Source organism: Rhodococcus sp. NPDC059234 (assembly GCF_042754225.1).
Lineage (GTDB): Bacteria > Actinomycetota > Actinomycetes > Mycobacteriales > Mycobacteriaceae > Rhodococcus_G.
In genome coordinates, this window is sequence record NZ_JBHZAH010000018.1 from 39,946 (window position 1) to 59,596 (window position 19,651).

15 protein-coding genes and 1 riboswitch are annotated in these 19,651 nt (G+C 69.7%); of the genes, 12 read left to right on the plus strand and 3 right to left on the minus strand.

The genetic code is table 11. The annotated features are described in order from the left end of the window. The first annotated feature begins 20 nt into the window (after window positions 1–20). The 5 genes from ACFXGJ_RS06385 (at window position 21) to ACFXGJ_RS06405 (ending at window position 10,263) form a co-directional block, all read left to right on the plus strand. Window positions 21–995 carry an ABC transporter ATP-binding protein gene (locus ACFXGJ_RS06385; protein ID WP_378617504.1) on the plus strand — a complete coding sequence of 325 codons (975 nt, stop codon included), beginning with the start codon at window positions 21–23 and terminating at the stop codon, window positions 993–995. After that, entirely contained in the window at window positions 992–1,756 is a 765-nt protein-coding gene (locus tag ACFXGJ_RS06390) for an ABC transporter permease (protein ID WP_378617505.1), read from the plus strand. The genes ACFXGJ_RS06385 and ACFXGJ_RS06390 overlap by 4 nt, the downstream gene beginning before the upstream one ends. 54 nt (window positions 1,757–1,810) lie before the next feature. Then, window positions 1,811–5,620, plus strand: coding sequence for an ABC transporter ATP-binding protein (locus tag ACFXGJ_RS06395; RefSeq protein ID WP_378617506.1), 3,810 nt, complete (start codon window positions 1,811–1,813; stop codon window positions 5,618–5,620). Window positions 5,621–5,753: 133 nt separating this feature from the next. Next, window positions 5,754–9,539, plus strand: a complete 3,786-nt coding sequence (locus ACFXGJ_RS06400) for a multifunctional oxoglutarate decarboxylase/oxoglutarate dehydrogenase thiamine pyrophosphate-binding subunit/dihydrolipoyllysine-residue succinyltransferase subunit (protein ID WP_378617507.1) — start codon at window positions 5,754–5,756, stop codon at window positions 9,537–9,539. Between the two features lie 22 nt (window positions 9,540–9,561). Beyond that, entirely contained in the window at window positions 9,562–10,263 is a 702-nt protein-coding gene (locus tag ACFXGJ_RS06405; RefSeq protein WP_378617522.1) for an AAA family ATPase, read from the plus strand. Here ACFXGJ_RS06405 and ACFXGJ_RS06410 read toward each other — a convergent pair. Both ACFXGJ_RS06410 and ACFXGJ_RS06415 read right to left on the minus strand, forming a co-directional pair. Further along, window positions 10,249–11,241: a hypothetical protein gene (locus tag ACFXGJ_RS06410; protein ID WP_378617508.1), complete on the minus strand. Its 993-nt coding sequence runs from the start codon at window positions 11,239–11,241 to the stop codon at window positions 10,249–10,251. The genes ACFXGJ_RS06405 and ACFXGJ_RS06410 overlap by 15 nt on opposite strands. Before the next feature lie 94 nt (window positions 11,242–11,335). After that, window positions 11,336–11,953, minus strand: coding sequence for a TetR/AcrR family transcriptional regulator (locus tag ACFXGJ_RS06415; RefSeq protein WP_378617509.1), 618 nt, complete (start codon window positions 11,951–11,953; stop codon window positions 11,336–11,338). 72 nt (window positions 11,954–12,025) lie between these two features. On the opposite strand from ACFXGJ_RS06415, the gene ACFXGJ_RS06420 reads away from it, so the two are divergent. The 3 genes from ACFXGJ_RS06420 to ACFXGJ_RS06430 are packed head-to-tail and all read left to right on the plus strand — an operon-like array spanning window position 12,026 to window position 15,353. After that, on the plus strand, window positions 12,026–13,612 hold the full coding sequence (locus ACFXGJ_RS06420) for a flavin-containing monooxygenase (protein ID WP_378617510.1): 1,587 nt from the start codon (window positions 12,026–12,028) through the stop codon (window positions 13,610–13,612). Next, on the plus strand, window positions 13,609–14,445 hold the full coding sequence (locus ACFXGJ_RS06425) for an SDR family NAD(P)-dependent oxidoreductase (protein ID WP_378617511.1): 837 nt from the start codon (window positions 13,609–13,611) through the stop codon (window positions 14,443–14,445). Before ACFXGJ_RS06420 ends, ACFXGJ_RS06425 begins: the two co-directional genes overlap by 4 nt. A gap of 5 nt (window positions 14,446–14,450) precedes the next feature. After that, the gene (locus ACFXGJ_RS06430) at window positions 14,451–15,353 is read left to right on the plus strand and encodes an alpha/beta hydrolase (RefSeq protein WP_378617512.1); all 903 of its coding nucleotides are present in this window, start codon (window positions 14,451–14,453) and stop codon (window positions 15,351–15,353) included. Here ACFXGJ_RS06430 and ACFXGJ_RS06435 read toward each other — a convergent pair. Continuing rightward, window positions 15,350–15,964: a glycine betaine ABC transporter substrate-binding protein gene (locus tag ACFXGJ_RS06435; protein ID WP_378617513.1), complete on the minus strand. Its 615-nt coding sequence runs from the start codon at window positions 15,962–15,964 to the stop codon at window positions 15,350–15,352. The two genes, ACFXGJ_RS06430 and ACFXGJ_RS06435, sit on opposite strands and share 4 nt — an antisense overlap. A gap of 61 nt (window positions 15,965–16,025) precedes the next feature. Beyond that, a riboswitch (SAM riboswitch) is annotated at window positions 16,026–16,118 on the plus strand. Window positions 16,119–16,125: 7 nt separating this feature from the next. Here ACFXGJ_RS06435 and ACFXGJ_RS06440 point away from each other — a divergent pair. The 4 genes from ACFXGJ_RS06440 to ACFXGJ_RS06455 are packed head-to-tail and all read left to right on the plus strand — an operon-like array spanning window position 16,126 to window position 19,596. After that, window positions 16,126–17,070, plus strand: coding sequence for an ABC transporter substrate-binding protein (locus tag ACFXGJ_RS06440; RefSeq protein WP_378617514.1), 945 nt, complete (start codon window positions 16,126–16,128; stop codon window positions 17,068–17,070). 8 nt (window positions 17,071–17,078) lie between these two features. Then, window positions 17,079–18,224, plus strand: coding sequence for an ABC transporter ATP-binding protein (locus ACFXGJ_RS06445; protein WP_378617515.1), 1,146 nt, complete (start codon window positions 17,079–17,081; stop codon window positions 18,222–18,224). After that, window positions 18,224–18,916, plus strand: coding sequence for an ABC transporter permease (locus ACFXGJ_RS06450; RefSeq protein WP_378617516.1), 693 nt, complete (start codon window positions 18,224–18,226; stop codon window positions 18,914–18,916). The genes ACFXGJ_RS06445 and ACFXGJ_RS06450 overlap by 1 nt, the downstream gene beginning before the upstream one ends. Further along, window positions 18,913–19,596 carry an ABC transporter permease gene (locus tag ACFXGJ_RS06455; protein WP_378617517.1) on the plus strand — a complete coding sequence of 228 codons (684 nt, stop codon included), beginning with the start codon at window positions 18,913–18,915 and terminating at the stop codon, window positions 19,594–19,596. Before ACFXGJ_RS06450 ends, ACFXGJ_RS06455 begins: the two co-directional genes overlap by 4 nt. Window positions 19,597–19,651: the final 55 nt, after the last annotated feature.

Below are 19,651 nucleotides of genomic sequence, written 5' to 3' on the forward strand. Positions count from 1 at the left end.
TACGGCAGGGAGGTCAGTCCATGAGCGACGCGAGCGCGGGTCCGGCCGTCGAGGCGATCGGTCTGAGCAAGCAGTTCAACACGGTTCACGCCGTCTCCGACCTGTCCTTCACGGTGCCGACGGGGTCGATCACCGGGTTCATCGGACCGAACGGCTCAGGCAAGACCACCACCCTGCGCATGCTGCTCGGATTGATCGAGCCGACGTCCGGGCGGTCGACGGTCGCCGGACTGCCGTTCGCCGCGCTGCCGCAGCCCGGCCGGACCGTCGGTGCGGTGCTGGACTCGCTCAGCCTGCACCCGAACCGAACTGCACTCGGGCACCTGCTCGTGTACGCGGCGGCGATCGGCATCCCGGACGAGCGCGCCCGGCAGATCCTCGCGCTGGTCGGGCTGGAACAGGCCGCGCGGCAACGGGCGGGCACCTTCTCGCTCGGCATGCGTCAACGCCTGGCGCTCGCCACCGCGCTGCTGGGCGATCCGCAGATCCTCGTTCTCGACGAGCCCGCGAACGGCCTCGACCCCGAGGGCATCGCCTGGCTGCGAGACTTCCTGCGCGCCTTCGCCAAATCCGGCCGCACCGTGCTCGTGTCGAGTCACATCCTGCGCGAGGTGGAGCAGACGGTGGACCGACTCGTCATCGTCAACCGCGGCACCCTCGTCTACCAGGGTGGGATCGACGAACTCCGGCGCACGCACAGCGCCCGGGTCCTGGTGGCGGCATCCGATCCGGCTCGGCTCGCCCTGGCCCTCGGCGCCGCGGGATTCACCGACGCCCAGGTGCTGCCCGACGGCAGGCTCGCGGTGCGCGGCGCCGTCGAGCAGGTGGTCGCGGGGATCGCCGAATCCGCGGGCGTGACCATCTTCGGATCCACAACGGAGCCGGTCGATCTCGAGCAGGTCTTCCTGTCCATGACGGCCGGCCAGTACGCCGCCCAGCACTACGGTCCCCCGCCCACCGGGTACGGGACCGACCCGTTCGGAGGACCCCGATGACCGCGCTCCTGACCAGCGAACTGCGCAAGGTGACCACCCTCCGGTTCTGGTGGGCACTGGCCCTGGCCCCGGTGGCCGTCGCACTGTTCGCCGCGTCCATCTACGCCGCGATGGCCGACGGCATCGACTCCTTCGGCTCCGACCTGTCCAGCGGCGCCGCCTCGGTCGGGCTGTTCGTCTCGGTCGCGTCCGTGGTGCTGTTCGCCGGCCTGTTCGGCGCACTCAACGCGGGCACCGAGTTTCGGCACAGCACACTGACACCCACCTTCCTCACTGCCAGGGGCCGGGACGGTGTGGTCGCCGCCAAGCTGATCGTGACGGCGGGATTCGGAGCGGCGTACACACTGCTGGTGGAGATCGTCGCTGTCGCCTGCATGGTCGTTTTCGCGGGCGACGGGTTCGAGCTGACCGGCAGTGTCCTCGCGATGCTGGGCGCGGGCCTGCTCGCCGGTGTCGCATGGTCACTGATCGGCGCGGGGCTCGGCCTGCTGCTGCGCTCGTCGATCGGCGCCGCGATCGCCCTCGTCGTCTGGTACCCGATGGGCGAGTTGATCGTGACCGCCATCCTCTTCGGCCTCGGCGTGCCGTCGCTGCCGCAGTGGCTGCCGGGCGCCGCCACCTGGGCCACGATCGCCGCCGACTCCGCCTCCGGCATCGACGGCTTCGCACCGTGGCTGCCTGCCGCGGCGGCGCTGATCGGCTGGGCCGCGCTCGCCGCCGGTCTCGGCTGGTGGAGCACCCGCAGTCGCGACGTCACCTAGCGGCGAACCGCCCCCGCCCACCACTGTCAGGGTGCGGGGTTAACGTGGATTGCGATGCCCACCACCACGAGTCACCCCGGCTGGATTCGGCGCCTGACAGCCGAATGCCTGGCACACCGCTCCGTCGCGGTCGGCGCGCTGGTGGTGACCCTGGTCGCCGCGGTCATCGACATCACCTTTCCGCTGCTGACCCGCATCGCGGTCGACGATGCGAGCACCGGCGCCACCGAGGTGATCGCGGTCGTCGCGGCTGCCATCGCCGCGCTGGCCGTGGTGCGGTTCGGCTGCCAGTTCGGCCGCCGGATGCTCGCCGGGCGACTGTCCCTCGACGTCCAGCACGACCTGCGACTCGGCCTGCTCGGCTCGCTGCAGCGCCTCGACGGGGTCGGCCAGGACCAGATCCGGACCGGGCAGGTGGTCTCCCGCTCGATCACCGACCTGCAACTCGTGCAGGGTCTGCTCGCGATGGTGCCGTTGTCCGCGGGGGCGCTGATCCAGTTCGTGCTCGCCATCGTGGTGATGGCGTGGCTGTCGCCGCTGCTGACCGTGGTCGCGCTGCTCGTCGTCCCGGCGGTGGCACTGGTCGTGTGGCGGATTCGACCGACACTGTTCGCCGCGACCTGGTCCGCCCAGCAGTGCGCGGCCGACCTCGCCCAGCACGTCGAGGAGACGGTGACCGGGGTGCGGGTGGTCAAGGGATTCGGCCAGGAGGCCAGGGCGGTCGAGCGACTGGAGGACCTCGGCCGGACCCTCTACGCGCAGCGACTGCGAGCGGCCCGGATCAACGCCCGGTTCGCCCCGACCATGGCCGCGCTACCGCAGCTCGGACTGGTCGCGGTGATCGCACTCGGCGGCCTCCTCACGCTGAACGGCGCGATCACCGTCGGCACGTTCCTGGCCTTCGCGACCTACGTCGCGACCATGTCGAACGTGGCCCGGCTCCTGTCCTCGGTGGTCATCATGGCGCAGCTGTCGCGGGCGGCGGTCGAGCGCGTCTACGAGGTCATCGACACCGAGCCCGCCGTCGCCGACCCGCCGCACCCGGTCACCCTGCCCGCCGGACCGGTCGGGGTGCGACTGCGCGGGGTCACCTTCGGGTTCGAGCCCGAACGTGACGTGTTGCGCGGGCTGGATCTCGACCTCGGGCCGGGCGAGACGGTCGCGATCGTGGGGCGCGCCGGATCCGGCAAGACCGCGCTGTCGCTGCTGCTCCCCCGCTTCTACGCACCGAGCGACGGCACCATCGGCCTCACCGTGGACGGCGCGACGTTCGACGTCGCGTCGCTGCGCGCCGACCAACTGCGCGAGGCGGTCGGCCTCGCCTTCGACGAACCGTTCCTGTTCTCCGACACGGTCTCCGCGAACATCGCGCTCGGCCGACCCGACGCCAGCGCCGAGGAGATCCGCGCCGCCGCGCGGATGGCCCAGGCCGACGAGTTCATCGAGGCGCTGTCCGAGGGCTACGACACCGTGGTCGGGGAACGCGGGCTCACCCTGTCCGGAGGGCAACGCCAGCGCGTCGCGCTCGCCCGCGCCCTGCTGGTCGACCCGCGCCTGCTGATCCTCGACGACGCGACCTCCGCGGTCGATGCCGAAACCGAGGCCGCGATCTTCGACACCCTGCGGTGCCGGCGCGACCGCACCACCCTCATCCTGGCGCACCGGCGCTCCACCCTGACCCTCGCCGACCGGGTCGCCGTCCTCGACGACGGCAGGGTCGTCGACACCGGGACGGTCGCCGAGCTCGACGAGCGTTGCCCGCTGTTCCGCGCGCTGCTGGCCGACCCCGATCCCGACTCGGACGGGACGGAGACGGTCGACCCGGCGCCGCTGCCCGACCGGCCCGAACCGTCCGAGGCCCTGCTGTGGCCGGACACCGTGCCGGGTTCGGCGTTCGACGCGACGGTCTCCGATGCCGTTCCCGCGGGCAGCGCAGCCCGCGCCACCGGAACGCCCGGCGGCGGGCGGGGCGGCGGGGGTCCGGTCGCGGGCGCGCTCGGCGACGTGGCCGCGACCCCGGAACTACGGGCGGCAGTGAACGCTCTGCCACCGGCGACCGAGCAGCCGGACATGGACGATGCCGAACTGATCCGGCCGGACCCGGGATTCCGGCTCGCGACCCTGCTGCGCCCGGTCCGGTGGATCCTCGCCGCGGTGGTGGCGTGCCTGGCACTGGACTCGCTCGCGAACGTGCTGTTCCCCTCGATCGTCCGGTTCGCGCTCGACCGTGGCGTCGCACCGGACCAGCCGTCCATGCTGTGGTGGGCGACGGCGGCGGGCACGGCGCTGGTCGCAGCCGACTGGCTGGTGGTCGCGCTGATGACGGTGATCACGGCGCGGGCGGGCGAGAGGGTGCTGTACGGACTCCGCGTGCGCAGCTACGCCCACCTGCAACGCCTCGGCCTCGACTACTACGAACGCGAATTGTCAGGCCGGATCATGACCCGGATGACCACCGACGTCGACGCCCTCTCGTCGTTCCTGCAGACCGGACTGTCCACCGCGGTGGTCAGCGTGCTGACCGTGGTCGGCATCTCGATCGCGCTGTTGGTCACCGACGCGGTGCTCGCCCTCGTCGCGCTGGCCGCGGTGCCACCGCTGCTGGTGGCCACCTTGATCTTCCGCAAGGTGTCCTCGGTTGCGTACTCGGTCTCGCGCGAACGGATCTCGATCGTCAACGCCGACTTCCAGGAGAACATCGCCGGGTTGCGGGCGGCGCAGGCCTACCGACGCGAGGACTTCGCGGCCGAACGCTTCGCCGAGCGCGCGGACAGCTACCGGCGCAGCCGGATGCGGTCGCAACGCGCCATCTCCGTCTTCTTCCCGTTCATCACCCTGCTCTCGGATCTGGCACTGGCCGCGGTGGTCCTCGTCGGCGCAACCCGGGTCGCCAACGGCGAGACCACCTCGGGTGTCCTCGTCGCGTTCGTCCTCTACCTCGGACTGCTGTTCGGTCCGATCCAGCAGCTCTCGCAGGTCTTCGACGGCTATCAGCAGGCCACCGTCGGGCTGCGGCGGATCGGCGACCTGCTCCGGACCCCGAGCTCGATCGAGACCGCGACACAGTCCGACACCGTGCCGCTGACCGGGCACCTGCGCGGCGACGTCGCCTTCGACGACGTGACATTCCGCTACCGCGGCGCCGACACGGACGCGCTGCGCGGAGTGAACCTTCGGATCCCGGCCGGCACGACGGTGGCGCTGGTGGGCCGGACCGGCGCGGGCAAGTCGACGGTGGTCAAGCTGCTCGCCCGCTTCTACGACCCCACCGACGGCTCGGTGCGCGTGGACGGGGTCGATCTCCGCGGCTATCCGCTGCACCGGTACCGGGCCCGGCTCGGCGTGGTCCCCCAGGAGGCGCACCTGTTCTCCGGCGACGTCGCCGGCAATATCGCCTACGGCAGACCCGACGCGACCCGGGCCGAGATCGTCGCCGCTGCGCGGGCGGTGGGCGCGCTCGACACGATCGCCGAGCTGCGCGGCGGCATGTTCGCACCGATCGGCGAGCGCGGACAGGGACTGTCCGCCGGGCAGCGACAGCTCATCGCGCTGGCCCGTGCCGAACTGGTCGACCCGGACCTGCTGCTGCTCGACGAGGCCACCGCGACCCTCGACCCGGCAACCGAGCGCACCGTGCTCGAGGCGAGCCGTCTGCTCACCCGCACCCGCACCGCCGTCGTGGTGGCGCACCGGCTGGCGACCGCCGCGCGATCCGACCTCGTGGTGGTGGTCGACGGGGGGACCGTCGTCGAGTGCGGAACGCACGCCGAACTACGCCATTCGGGCGGCCCCTACGACCGGCTGTGGGCCGCAGCGCAGAGCCGGTCAGGGAATAATTTGGCCGCCGCTGCTGTCATCGAATAGTGAGATGCGAAATGGTCGGCGTGACGCAGCTCACTCGATGCGCGCCCGCTGCACGTCGGTCACTGGGGGGGTCTAGCCTCGGGTGTACAAGCGCCGATCGGGGACCAAGAGAGAAACGAGGCGAACACCTGCCGTGAGCAGCAGTTCTACGTCACAATTCGGACAGAACCAGTGGCTTGTCGACGAGATGTACCAGCGCTTCCAGGATGATCCCACATCCGTAGACGCGAGCTGGCACGAGTTCCTCACCGACTACAAGCCGGACGCGAATGGCACGAACGGGCAGATCCCCGTGACCGCCACCGCGTCGACCACCGCAACCGCCCCCACCAACGGCACCGCCGCTGCCCCCGCTGCAGCCGCACCGCCCGTCCCGCCGGTGGCCGCGAAGCCTGCAACGCCGGCGCCCGCAGCTCCCGCTGCCGCGGCTCCGGCCGCGACTCCGGCGCCTGCACCCGCGCCCGCGCCGGCTCCCGCAGCCAAGCCTGCCGCCGCCAAGCCTGCCGCCGCCAAGCCCGCTGCCGCCGCGCCGGCCCCGACCGAGAACGAGTCCAAGGTGCTGCGCGGCGCGGCCGCGGCCGTCGCACGGAACATGTCGGCGTCTCTCGCGATCCCCACCGCGACCAGCGTGCGCGCCATCCCCGCGAAGTTGATGTTCGACAACCGAATCGTCATCAACAACCACCTCGCGCGGACCCGCGGCGGCAAGGTCTCGTTCACCCACCTGCTCGGCTACGCGATCGTGCGGGCCGTCAACGCCTTCCCGAACATGAACCGGCACTTCGCCGAGATCGACGGCAAGCCGAACGTGGTCACGCCCGCCCAGACCAACCTCGGTCTGGCGATCGACCTGCCCGGCAAGGACGGCAGCCGCTCGCTGGTCGTCGCGGCCATCAAGGGCACCGAGTCGATGAACTTCGTGCAGTTCTACTCGGCCTACGAGGACATCGTCCGCCGCGCCCGCGACGGCAAGCTGACCGCCGAGGACTTCTCCGGCGTCACCATCTCGCTGACCAACCCCGGCGGCATCGGCACCGTGCACTCGGTGCCGCGTCTGATGCAGGGCCAGGGCGCCATCATCGGTGCGGGCGCGATGGAGTACCCGGCCGAGTTCCAGGGCGCGAGCGACGAGCGCATCGCGGACATGGGCGTCGGCAAGCTGATGACCCTGACCTCGACCTACGACCACCGGATCATTCAGGGCGCCGAGTCCGGCGACTTCCTGCGCACGATCCACAACCTGCTGATCAGCGACGAGTTCTACGACGAGGTCTTCCACGCGCTGCACATCCCGTACGAGCCGGTCCGCTGGCGCAAGGACGTGCCGGAGGGCGCCGTAGACAAGAGCACCCGGGTGCTCGAGCTGATCGCGGCCTACCGCAGCCGCGGCCACCTGATGGCGGACACCGATCCGCTGCAGTTCGTCAAGGACAAGTTCCGCAGCCACCCGGACCTCGACGTCACCACGCACGACCTGACGCTGTGGGACCTCGATCGCGAGTTCAACGTCGGCGGGTTCAACGGCAAGGCCCGGATGAAGCTCCGGGACGTGCTGTCGATCCTGCGCGACGCGTACTGCCGGCACATCGGCGTCGAGTACACCCACATCCTCGATCCCGAGCAGATGCGCTGGCTCCAGGACCGGGTCGAGGCCAAGCACGTCAAGCCCACGGTCGCGCAGCAGAAGTACGTCCTGAGCAAGCTCAACGCCGCCGAGGCGTTCGAGACCTTCCTGCAGACCAAGTACGTCGGCCAGAAGCGGTTCTCGCTCGAGGGCGCCGAGTCCGTCATCCCGATGATGGACGCGGTCATCGACCAGAGCGCCGAGCACGGCCTCGACGAGGTCGTCATCGGCATGCCGCACCGCGGCCGCCTCAACGTGCTCGCGAACATCGTCGGCAAGCCGTACTCGAAGATCTTCACCGAGTTCGAGGGCAACATGAACCCGGCGGCCGCGCACGGCTCCGGCGACGTGAAGTACCACCTCGGCGCCGAGGGCAACTACATCCAGATGTTCGGCGACAACGACATCAAGGTCTCGCTCACCGCGAACCCCTCGCACCTCGAGGCGGTCGACCCGGTGCTCGAGGGCCTGGTCCGCGCCAAGCAGGACATCCTCGACAAGGGCCAGGACGGGTTCACCGTGCTGCCCCTGATGCTGCACGGTGACGCGGCGTTCGCCGGCCAGGGTGTCGTGGCGGAGACGCTGAACCTGTCGCTGCTGCGCGGCTACCGCACCGGCGGCACCGTGCACATCGTGGTCAACAACCAGGTCGGCTTCACCACCGCCCCGGAGCACTCGCGCTCGTCCGAGTACTGCACCGACGTCGCGAAGATGATTGCGGCGCCGGTCTTCCACGTCAACGGCGACGACCCCGAGGCCTGTGTCTGGGTCGCGCAGCTGGCGGTGGACTACCGCGAGAAGTTCGGCAAGGACGTCGTCATCGACATGATCTGCTACCGCCGTCGCGGTCACAACGAGGGCGACGACCCGTCGATGACGCAGCCGGCGATGTACGACCTGATCGACACCAAGCGCAGCGTCCGCAAGAGCTACACCGAGGCCCTGATCGGCCGCGGCGACATCTCGCTCAAGGAAGCGGAAGACGCCCTGCGTGACTACCAGGGCCAGCTGGAGCGGGTGTTCAACGAGGTCCGTGAGCTCGAGAAGTTCAAGCCGGAGCCGTCCGAGTCCGTCGAGCTGGACCAGACCCCGCCGGCCCGCCTGCAGACCTCGGTCGACAAGGACACGCTGGCCCGCATCGGCGACGCCTTCGTCAACGTGCCCGAGGGCTTCACCGTGCACCCGCGCGTGAAGCCGGTCATCGAGAAGCGCCACGAGATGTCCCGCGACGGCAAGATCGACTGGGCGTTCGCCGAGCTGCTCGCGTTCGGCTCGCTGGTCGAGCAGGGCGCGCTGGTGCGTCTGGCCGGCCAGGACTCGCGGCGCGGCACGTTCACGCAGCGGCACTCGGTGCTGATCGACCGCAAGAACGGCAACGAGTACAACCCGATCGCCCAGATCGCGGCCGATGCCGACAACGGCGGCAAGTACATGGTCTACGACTCGGCGCTGACCGAGTACGCGGGCCTGGGCTTCGAGTACGGCTACTCGGTGGGCAACCCCGACGCGTTGGTGCTGTGGGAAGCGCAGTTCGGCGACTTCGTCAACGGCGCGCAGACCATCATCGACGAGTTCATCTCCTCCGGTGAGGCCAAGTGGGGCCAGCTCTCCGACGTCGTGCTGCTGCTGCCGCACGGTCACGAGGGCCAGGGTCCGGACCACACCTCCGGCCGCATCGAGCGGTTCCTGCAGCTGTGCGCGGAGGGCTCGATGACCGTGGCGGTGCCGTCCACCCCGGCGTCGTACTTCCACCTGCTGCGCCGCCATCACCTCGACGGCATCCGGCGTCCGCTCGTGGTGTTCACCCCGAAGTCGATGCTGCGCAACAAGGCGGCGGTCAGCGATCTCGAGGACTTCACCACCGGCAAGTTCCGCTCGGTGTTCGAGGAGCCGACGTACGAGACCGGCGGCGGCGAGCGCGACAAGGTCAAGCGCGTCCTGCTGGTCAGCGGCAAGCTGTACTGGGAGCTGCTGGCCCGCAAGCAGAAGGACAACCGCGACGACATCGCGATCGTGCGGATCGAGCAGCTCTACCCGCTGCCGAGCCGTCGCCTGCGCGAGACCCTCGACCGCTACCCGAACGCGACCGAGTTCCGCTGGGTTCAGGAAGAGCCCGCGAACCAGGGCGCATGGCCGCTGTTCGGTCTGGCACTGCCGGAGCTGATCCCGGACAAGCTGGCCGGCATCAGGCGGATCTCGCGGCGCGCCATGTCGGCCCCGTCCTCGGGCTCGAGCAAGGTGCACGCGGTCGAGCAGCAGGAGATCATCGACGAGGCGTTCAAGCCGATCGCGTAACTTGCCCGCGCCGGCCTTGCCACTGAGCCGGGTCGAATTCACTCGCAGGAGTGGATTCGACCCGGCTTCGTGGTATCTCGACCTGCCCGCGATCGGCGAACTGTGCAGGGACGGGCTCGATTTCACCCACGCGGTCACGGTGATCGTCGGCGAGAACGGGGTCGGCAAGTCCACTCTCGTCGAGGCGATCGCCGGGGCCTGGCAGTCCGGCTTCACCGGTGCGCAGGACCTCATGTGGTCGGCGGGCGACAGCGCCGAGGACACCGACCTGCCGCGACATCTGAGTTGCATCGGGGTACAACCGAAGCCGTACGGCGGCTGCTTCCTGCGCGCCGAATCGATGCATTCGCTCTTCGACCGGGCCGACTCCGACCGGGTCCGGGACACCGACCAGGGGCTCAACGAGCTCTCCCACGGCCAGTCGTTTCTGCACTACGTCGCCGAGCGGCCGGTCGGGGTGGGGCTGTGGATCCTCGACGAGCCGGAGGCGGCGCTGTCGTTCCAGTCCTGTCTGGCGCTGCTCGGCGTGATCAAGGACCTGGCGGCCGAGGGATCGCAGGTGATCATGGCGACCCACTCCCCCGTGCTGGCGGCCTGTCCCGGCGCCGAGATCTGGGAACTGACGGACGACGGCATCGAGCGCCCGGACTGGTCGGAACTCGACCTGGTCCGGAACTGGCGGTCGTTCCTCGACGGGCCGGAGCGATTCTTACGGCACCTGTAGCCGCTGCGCCGCCCGTGCGCGACCGGTACCCCGGCTGGGGTGAAATTCACGCACGGCCACGACGCCGAGCACGGTGGCCGCGAGCAGAGCGCCGCCGGCCGCGAGGGTGAGCGCGTCGGGGTCGGTGAGCGGCTGTCCGCGCAGCGCCTGCCAGGTCAGCAGTGCCAGCAGGCCCGTGTAGCCACCGGCGAGCACGCCCATCACCGCCGCCCGCGCGGCCTCGTCCCGAAGCCACGGGACGCGCGGCGCGAGCGCCGCCAGAACCACCGCGGCGAGCAACAGGACCTGCAGCGCGTGCAGCCCGACGAAGTGCGGGATGCGCAGATCCCCTCCCACGGTGCTCCAGTGGGTGATCGGCATGCCGGGACGGTCGTCGGTTGCGCCGACCGAGTGACGGGCACCGAGTTCGACCATGCGGCCGTTGGCGTCGCGCGCGGACTGACTGCCCTGGAACCCGACCAGGTACGCGACCGCCATCCCGGCCAGCGCCAGCCAGAGCCCGGCCTTGACGGCCAGCGACGTCGGCCGATCGACCAGCCGCTGACGCAGCAGGATCACCGCGATCACCAGGTTGGCCGCGAACAGGCCCAGCACGCCGTACATGAAGATCGTCTGTCCCACCGAGTTGACGATGTCGTCGGACCTGTTGAAATGGCTGAAGGTGCCGCGTGCCGCCTGAACCGCGATGAAACCGACGTCGGCGAGACCGAACGCGGCGAACGCGGCGGCCAGCACCCGCGTCCAGCGACTTCCCTTGTGCGGCAAGTTCAGTAGCCACGCCAGGGTCGCGCCGTAGAGCGCGAACGCGATCGCGAACTTGAACGGTTTGACCCAGACCGACACCCCCAGCAAGGTTCGGTCGTCGACGACCATGCCGACGGCGGAGGCGAGTGCCAGCGCCACCATGGCGGCGACCATCACCATGAGCGGCCGTTGGCGCTCCAGGAGGGGGCGGACCTGCGATCGGAAGGTGTCCATGCGATCGACGCTATGGACACCAGGTCCCCGGCCGCGTCCCTCCGCAGAGCCAGATCGGCTCTGATACCTGGGTATGACCCGGGCGCCTCGGTGGCTAGTTCGCGCCGCCCAGCAGCGCGGCGGCCGAGGCCGCACCCATCGCGACCGCGGGCAGCGCGGTGACGATGAGGTCGATCAGTTCCTCGCGGGTGATCTGCGGGTCTCGCAGCCAGCTGATGGTGGCCTCCTCGACGAAGGCGATCCAACCGCGCACCCCGAGGGTGACCCGCGCGTCCGCGGCGATGCCGATCCGGGGCAGCTGCGCGACGATGCGATCGGCCATCGTGGCGCGGGTCCGCTCGAACTCCTCGCGCATCTCCGGATCCCCGCTCGCGGTGCCCCGCAGGAGGGAGACGTAGCTGTTGCGGTTCTCCGAGACGTAATCGACGTAGGACTCGATCGCGGCATGCAAGATGTCGAGGGGCTCGCGGGAGAGATCGGGTGCGGTGCGCTCGAGCATCTCGGCGCTGACGTGCCGCACGATGGCCAGATGGAAGTCCCGCTTGGAGGTGAAGTAGTGGAACAACAGCCCCCGGGAGACGCCGGCCTGGTCCGCGATCTCCTCGACCGAGACCTGCTCGAGCGGCCGCTCGGCGAGCATCCGGGCACCCAGGTCGATCAACTGGGCACGGCGCTCCTCCGGGCTCATCCGGGTGCGCTTGACAACCTCCATGGACAGTCAGCTTACTGAATCCGAGTCAATTAGCTATTGACTGGGGATCAGTAAGGCCATATTCTTCGGTACATGAGTCTCCCAGTTACAGATACTGCAGCGAAGCCCCAGGCCGCTCCGCGCGAGGTCGACACACTGATCATCGGCAGCGGCTTCGCCGGCTTGGGCGCCGCTATCAAGCTGGTTCAGGCGGGCAAGCGCAACTTCCTCGTCCTCGAGCGAGGCTCGGACGTGGGTGGCACCTGGCGGGACAACACGTACCCCGGGGCCGCCTGCGACGTGCCCTCGCAGCTCTACTCCTACTCGTTCGCGCTCAACCCCGACTGGACCCGCTCGTTCTCGCCGCAGCCGGAGATCCAGCGCTACATCGAGTCGGTCTCGCGCAAGTACAACGTGCTCGACAAGCACGTCTTCAACTGCGACGTGCTGTCCGCGCACTGGAACCAGGCCACCGCCCGCTGGGACGTCGAGACCACCCAGGGCCCGTTCGTCGCCAAGATCGTGGTGTCCGCGATCGGCGCACTGTGCGAGCCGTCGCTGCCGGACATCAAGGGCATCGAGGGTTTCGAGGGCGAGATCTTCCACTCCTCGCGCTGGAACCACGAGGCCGATCTGACCGGCAAGCGGGTCGCGGTGATCGGCACCGGCGCCTCCGCGATCCAGATCGTGCCGCAGCTCGCCTCGAAGGTGTCGCGGCTCGACGTGTACCAGCGCACCGCGCCGTGGATCCTGCCCCGCGCGGACCGCGAGTACACCACCCTCGAGCACCTCGCGTTCAAGTACGTGCCCGGATTCCAGCGCCTGTCCCGCCTCGGCATCTACCTGATGCGCGAGACCCAGGTGGTCGGCCTGGCCAAGGCCCCGGTGTTCATGAAGCCGCTGCAGTTCGCCGCCCAGCGGCACCTGCGCCGCCAGATCAAGGATCCGGTGCTGCGCAAGAAGGTGACGCCGAACTTCCAGATCGGCTGCAAGCGCATGCTGATCTCGAACAACTACTTCCCCGCGCTGACCAAGCCGAGCACCGACCTGGTCACCGACGGCATCGCGGAGGTCACCGCCACCGGGATCGTCGACCGCACCGGCACGACCCGCGAGGTCGACGCGATCGTGGTCGCCACCGGCTTCCATGTCACCGACTCCCCCACCTTCGCCGGCATCTACGGACGCGACGGCCGTTCCGCGGCAGAGGTTTTCGAGGCCAGCGGCCAGCAGGGCTACAAGGGCTCGGCGATCGCGAACTTCCCCAACATGTTCTTCCTCGTCGGCCCGAACACCGGCCTCGGACACAGCTCGATGGTGTTCATGATCGAGTCTCAGCTCAACTACGTGGTCGACGCGATCGAGACCATCGAACGCCATGGCATCGGCACCGTCGAGGTCCGGCAGGAGGCGCAGGACGAGTACAACAAGGACCTGCAGGACAAGCTCGCGAGCAGCGTCTGGAACAACGGCGGCTGCGCCAGCTGGTACCTCGACAAGCACGGCAACAACACCACGCTGTGGCCCGGCTTCACCTTCGAGTTCCGTAACATCACGCGCAAGTTCGACCTCGCCGCCTACGACAGCGTGGCCGTGAAGGACCTGCCGACCGTCGCCGGCGACGAGATCGCCGCAGAGATCGCCCACGACATCGACGACGAGAAGGTTGCAGCAGAATGAGCGAGTTCACCGGCAAGGTAGTGGTCATCACGGGCGCGGGCTCGGGCATCGGACGCGCGCTCGCACTCGACCTCGCGGGGCGGGGCGCCCGGCTGGCCCTGTCCGACATGGACAGCGCCGGTCTCGCGGAGACCGTCCGCCAGGTCACCGCGCTCGGCGCGGAGGTCCGGTCCGACCACCTCGACGTCACCCAGCGCGAGGCCGTGTTCGAGTACGCCGCAGCGGTGGCAGCACATTTCGGCAAGGTCAACCAGGTCTACAACAACGCGGGCATCGCGTACCACGGCGAGTTCGAGAAGTCCGAGTTCAAGGACTTCGAAAGGGTCATGGACGTCGACTTCTGGGGAGTCGTCAACGGCACCAAGGCCTTCCTGCCGCACCTCATCGCCTCCGGCGACGGTCACCTGATCAACATCTCGAGCCTGTTCGGCCTGCTGTCGATGCCCGGCCAGACCGCGTACAACTCCGCGAAGTTCGCGGTCCGCGGCTTCACCGAGGCACTGCGCGAGGAGATGCTCATCGCCAAGCACCCGGTGAAGGTGACCTGCGTGCACCCCGGCGGCATCAAGACCGCGATCGCCCGCAACGCGACCGCCGGACCCGGCGAGGACCTGGCCACCTTCGCCGAGTTCTTCGACAAGAAGCTCGCCCGGACCACACCCGAGGAGGCGGCCAAGACCATCGTCGGCGGCGTGCGCAAGAGCAAGCCGCGCGTGCTCATCGGTCTCGACGCGAAGGCGCTCGACGCCTGGGTCCGCCTGGTGGGCCCGAGCTACCAGCGCATCGTCGCGATCGTGGCGGGGCGAGTCCTGCCCAAGTCCTCGGCGAAGTAGCCGACGTGCCGTACCTTCCACGGCCGTTGGTCGCCGCCAACCTCGGCGCATTCTACCGGCTCGCACTGCACTCGACGATGCCCGCACCGGTGGCCCGAAGGCTGCTCGACGCGGGTTCGGTGCTGCAGACCCTGCCGTCGGGCACGGTGGTCCGTCCGACCACCCTGGCCGGCCGCCGGGTCGAACGGGTGACGGTCGGCGCCACCGAACGCCCCACCGCGGTGCTCTACCTGCACGGTGGCGGGTACACGCTCGGTTCGCTCGCCACCCACCGGTCGCTCGCCGCGCACGTGGCCGGCGCGAGCGAGGCCGCCGTCTACGTGCTCGACTACCGGTTGGCGCCGGAGAACCCGTACCCGGCGGCGCTCGACGATGCGATCGACGCCTACCTGGAACTGCTCGTCGAGCACGGATACCGCGCCGATCAGGTTGCGATCGCCGGCGATTCGGCAGGCGGGGGGCTGTCGCTGGCCGCCGCCCGCGCCCTGATCGACCGGCACGGCGTGCGCGCGGCTGCACTCGGGCTGATCGCACCCTGGGTGGATCCGGGGGCCCGGGACGCACCGTTCGATCGGGACCTGGTGGTGAACACCGCATGGTCGTTCGCCGCCGCGCGGGCGTATCTCGGCGACGGCGACCCCGCCGACCCCGGCTACGCGCCGCTGCTCGGCGACATGTCGGGCCTGCCACCGACGATCGTGCACGTCGGCACCACCGAGGTGCTCTACCCACAGGTGGTGACGTTGGTCGAAAAGCTGCGCGCGGCAGGCGTTCCGGTCGACTACACCGAGTACCCGACGCTGTGGCACGTCGCGCACCTGCAGGCGTCGATCGTGCGGGAGGCCGACACCGCGGTGCGTGAGCTCGGCGGCTTCCTCGGCAGGGCGCTGACGGGGGTTCGGGCCTAACGCGCGCCGAGCCAGTCCGCGGCGGCCTGGTCCGCGGTGCGCTCACCGCTGCGCACCGCATCCCCCATCTGCGCCAGCTCCGCCGAGGTCAACTCGCCCGCAACAACGTTGAGCGCCTTCACCTGAGCGGCGGTCAGCACGCCCGAGCGCATGAGCGGCACCACGTTCTGCGCCGGCTCCGCACTGCCCGCCTCGCCCGCCTCGCCGCTGCCCGGTTCCTGCGCCATACCGTAGTCGGACACCGACAGACCCGCCGGGAGCGAACGGTTCAGCTCCTCGAACACCGCGTCCGACTCCGTCGCGGTGGCACCGGGATGCAGTCGCTCGAGCAGTCGTCCCGTGTACTCGGGCACCAGCGTCACCGCGCCCGAGTCGAGTGCGGTGAGGTCCTCCCCCGCGGCCAGACCGAGCCGGGTGTCGACCGGGGATCCGGTGCCCCGAAGCACGCCCGCGTAGATCTCGGCCAGCACCCTGCTCTCCGCGGCCTGCCCCGACCCGACGGTGATCGAGGGCAGCGGAGGCGGGCCGTCGAGACCCGAGTCACCCGACGAACAGCCCGAAAGCAGTACCGCGACCACGGCGACCGCGCCGGCCCACAGTCGTGAGTTCATCGCGCGCCACGCTCCTTCGGTCACCGTGCAAATGTCGTACCCATCGTTACACTGAGCGCGAACACCATCTCGAGCGGCCGAGAGATCCGGCTTGACGACGCCGCAGCAACCAGTCCCGAACATGGGCGGGTGCTAACGCCGGAACCGATGGAAGGATGCCGATGCCGCTCTCCCCCCGCCTCTCGATCGCCGTCGTTGCGGCCGCCCTGGCGCTGACCACCGTCGCGGCCTGCGGCAACTCCGACCCGCTGGCGAGCGGCGGCAGCGGCAGCTCCGACCCCAACGCGATCATCGTGGGGTCGGCCAACTTCCCCGAGTCCGAGACGGTCGCGAACATCTACGCGGAGGCCTTGAAGGCCAACGGCTTCGACGTGAGCACGAAGCTGAACATCGGCAGCCGCGAGGCCTACGTGCCCGCGGTCAAGGACGGCTCGATCGACGTGATCCCCGACTACACGGGCAACCTGCTGCAGTACCTCGACAAGGACGCCACCGCGACCGCCGCCGCCGACGTGGATGCCACGCTGACCGCCGCCCTGGGCCCCGACCTGGCGATCACCACCCCGGCACCCGCAGAGGACAAGGACGCCGTCGTGGTCACCCGGGGCACCGCCGACCAGTGGCAACTGACCTCCATCGCCGACCTCGCCCCGCACTCCGCGGAGGTGAAGTTCGGGGCGCCTGCCGAGTTCCAGGAGCGCTCGGTGGGCCTGCCCGGCCTGAAGGAGAACTACGGGCTGGACGTCAGCCCCGGAAACTTCGTGCCGATCGCCGACGGCGGTGGACCGGCGACCGTGCGGGCACTGGCCGACGGAAAGGTCACCGCGGCGAACATCTTCACCACCTCGCCCGCCATCGCGGCGAACAACTTCGTCGTCCTCGCCGACCCGAAGAACAACTTCCCCGCCCAGAACGTGGTGCCGCTACTGCGGGCGAGCAAGAAGTCCGAGAAGCTCACGGCCGTCCTGGACGCCGTCTCGGCCAAGCTCACCACCGAACAACTTGTCGCACTCAATGATTCGGTGTCCGGCAGCGCGAAGACCGAGCCCGCCGCAGCCGCCTCCCAGTGGGTGACCGCCCAGGGGCTCGACAAGCCGGTCTCCTAGGGGCGGCCGTGATCAGTTTCGAGTCGGTCACCAAGCGCTACCCGGACGGCACCACCGCCGTCGACGGCCTCGACCTGACCATCGACGCCGAATCCTTCACCGTGTTCGTCGGCCCGTCCGGATGCGGCAAGACCACCTCCATGCGGATGATCAACCGGATGATCACCCCGACCGCAGGCACCGTCACGGTGAACGGCCGGGACGTCGCCAACACCGACGTCGTCGAGCTGCGTCTCGGCATCGGCTACGTCATCCAGGGCGCCGGACTGCTCCCGCACCGCACGGTGATCGACAACGTCGCGACCGTCCCGGTGCTGCGCGGCGATTCGCGCCGCGCCGCTCGCAGGGCCGCACTCGAGGTACTCGAGCGGGTGGGACTCGACCCAGCGCTCGCGGGGCGTTATCCCGCGCAACTGTCCGGCGGGCAGCAGCAGCGCGTGGGGGTCGCCCGCGCCCTGGCCGCGGACCCGCCGATCCTGTTGATGGACGAGCCGTTCAGTGCCGTCGACCCGGTGGTCCGCGAGGACCTGCAGGCCGAGATGCGGCGATTGCAGGCGGACCTGCGCAAGACCATCGTGTTCGTCACCCACGACATCGACGAGGCGGTCAAGCTCGGCGACCGGGTCGCGGTGTTCGGTCCGCACGGCCGGTTGCAGCAGTACGCGCCGCCCCAGACGGTGCTCGCCTCCCCGGCAACGGACTTCGTGGCGGCCTTCGTCGGCCGCGACCGGGGTTATCGCGGACTGTCGTTCCGCGCCGCCGACCAGGTGCCGCTGCACGAGATCCGCACCGCCACCGAGGCCGAACTCCCCGCGCTTCGACTCGACCAGGGCGAGTGGGTACTCGTGGTCACCGACGTCGGCGCCCCGCTGGGCTGGATCGACGTCACCGGTGTCGAAGGTATCCGCGCGGGCAACTCGCTCTTCGACAGCACCGCGGCCGGCGGTTCGCTGTTCGCCCGGGGCGGCGACCTGCGTCAGGCCTTGGACGCGGCGATCTCCTCTCCTTCGGGAATCGGTGTCGCCGTGGACGACTCGGGCACTGTGGTCGGCGGCATCCACGGCTCGGAGGTCATCCGCAAGCTGGCCGAGCAGCGTCAGGCCGAGGACCGGGAACGGGGCAGACACTTCTTCGACGGCGAAACGGTCGGCTGATGCGCTGGCTGATCGACAACTTCTCCTATGTCGTCGACCTCACCAAGACGCACCTGTACCTCGCGCTGGTACCGCTGCTGATCGGTCTCGTCCTGGCCGTGCCGGTCGGCACGGCCATCCGCAACGTCCCGTGGCTGCGCAAGACGACGACGACCATCGCCTCGGTAGCGTTCACCATCCCGTCGCTGGCCCTGTTCGTCACCGTCCCAACCGTCTTCGGCCTGAGCATCCTCGACCCGCTGAACGTGGTGATCGCGCTCGCGATCTACTCGACCGCGCTGCTGGTCCGGGCGGTGCCCGAGGCTCTCGACTCGGTACCGGCCGACGTGATCGACTCGGCGACCGCGATGGGCTACACCCCGTTGCGGCGAGCGCTGACCGTCGAACTACCGCTGGCGATTCCGGTGCTGATCTCCAACATCCGGGTGGTGGCGGTCACGAACATCTCGCTGGTCTCGGTCGGCTCGGTGATCGGCATCGGGGGGCTCGGCGAACTGTTCACCAAGGGATACCAGCGCGACTACCCCGATCAGATCATGGCCGGCATCATCGCAATCGTGTTCCTGGCGTTGGTGTTCGACGCGCTGCTGTACGTGGTGGGCCGCGTCTTGACACCGTGGACCCGAACGGCCAAGGGCCGCAGGGCCACCGACCCGGTCAACGTACTGCGCGACGCCGAGGGGCCGGCATGAACATCTTCGTTTCCGCGTTCGAGTACATCGCCGACCCGGCGAACTGGTCCGGTCCGACGGGCATCGGCGCGCGCATCGTCGAGCACCTCTGGTACAGCCTGCTCGCGCTCGTCGTCTCGGCCGCCGTCGCGATCCCGCTCGGCCTGCTGATCGGCCACGTCCGGCGCGGTGAGGCGGTGCTCGTCGGGCTGGTCAACTCGCTGCGGTCGCTGCCGACCCTGGGCGTGCTGACCTTCCTCGTGCTGCTGCTCGGACTCGGGCTCGTCCCACCGATCCTCGCGCTGGTCCTGCTCGGCGTCCCGCCGATCCTGGCGGGCACCTATGCCGGCGTGGCGAACGTGGAACCCGTCGTGGTGGACGCGGCCCGGGCGATGGGGATGACCGAGCGGCAGGTGCTCGCGCGGGTCGAGGTGCCCAACGCCCTGCCGCTGATCGTCGGGGGGCTCCGCAACGCGACGCTGCAGATCATCGCGACCGCGACGATCGCCGCCTACGTCAACCTCGGCGGCCTCGGCCGGTACATCTTCGACGGACTCGCCCTGCGCGACTACACCCGGGTGGTCGTGGGCGCGGTCCTGGTCGCCGTGCTCGCACTGATCGTGGACGGCATCCTCGCGCTCGCGGTGTGGGCCTCGGTGCCCGGTACCGGCCGGCTGCGGCGCGCGCCCGCTTTCGACTGACGCCCACCCCCGAAACGGTTGATGGGAACCATCATTCGGTCTGACCGAATGATGG

Bases quoted from the DNA above. Each gene is read 5' to 3' on its own strand.
- ACFXGJ_RS06385 (WP_378617504.1), top strand. From the start codon at position 21: ATGAGCGACGCGAGCGCGGGTCCGGCCGTCGAGGCGATCGGTCTGAGC.
- ACFXGJ_RS06390 (WP_378617505.1), top strand. From the start codon at position 992: ATGACCGCGCTCCTGACCAGCGAACTGCGCAAGGTGACCACCCTCCGG.
- ACFXGJ_RS06395 (WP_378617506.1), top strand. From the start codon at position 1,811: ATGCCCACCACCACGAGTCACCCCGGCTGGATTCGGCGCCTGACAGCC.
- ACFXGJ_RS06410 (WP_378617508.1), bottom strand. From the start codon at position 11,241: ATGGACACCTTCCGATCGCAGGTCCGCCCCCTCCTGGAGCGCCAACGG.
- ACFXGJ_RS06415 (WP_378617509.1), bottom strand. From the start codon at position 11,953: ATGGAGGTTGTCAAGCGCACCCGGATGAGCCCGGAGGAGCGCCGTGCC.
- ACFXGJ_RS06420 (WP_378617510.1), top strand. From the start codon at position 12,026: ATGAGTCTCCCAGTTACAGATACTGCAGCGAAGCCCCAGGCCGCTCCG.
- ACFXGJ_RS06425 (WP_378617511.1), top strand. From the start codon at position 13,609: ATGAGCGAGTTCACCGGCAAGGTAGTGGTCATCACGGGCGCGGGCTCG.
- ACFXGJ_RS06435 (WP_378617513.1), bottom strand. From the start codon at position 15,964: ATGAACTCACGACTGTGGGCCGGCGCGGTCGCCGTGGTCGCGGTACTG.
- ACFXGJ_RS06440 (WP_378617514.1), top strand. From the start codon at position 16,126: ATGCCGCTCTCCCCCCGCCTCTCGATCGCCGTCGTTGCGGCCGCCCTG.
- ACFXGJ_RS06450 (WP_378617516.1), top strand. From the start codon at position 18,224: ATGCGCTGGCTGATCGACAACTTCTCCTATGTCGTCGACCTCACCAAG.
- ACFXGJ_RS06455 (WP_378617517.1), top strand. From the start codon at position 18,913: ATGAACATCTTCGTTTCCGCGTTCGAGTACATCGCCGACCCGGCGAAC.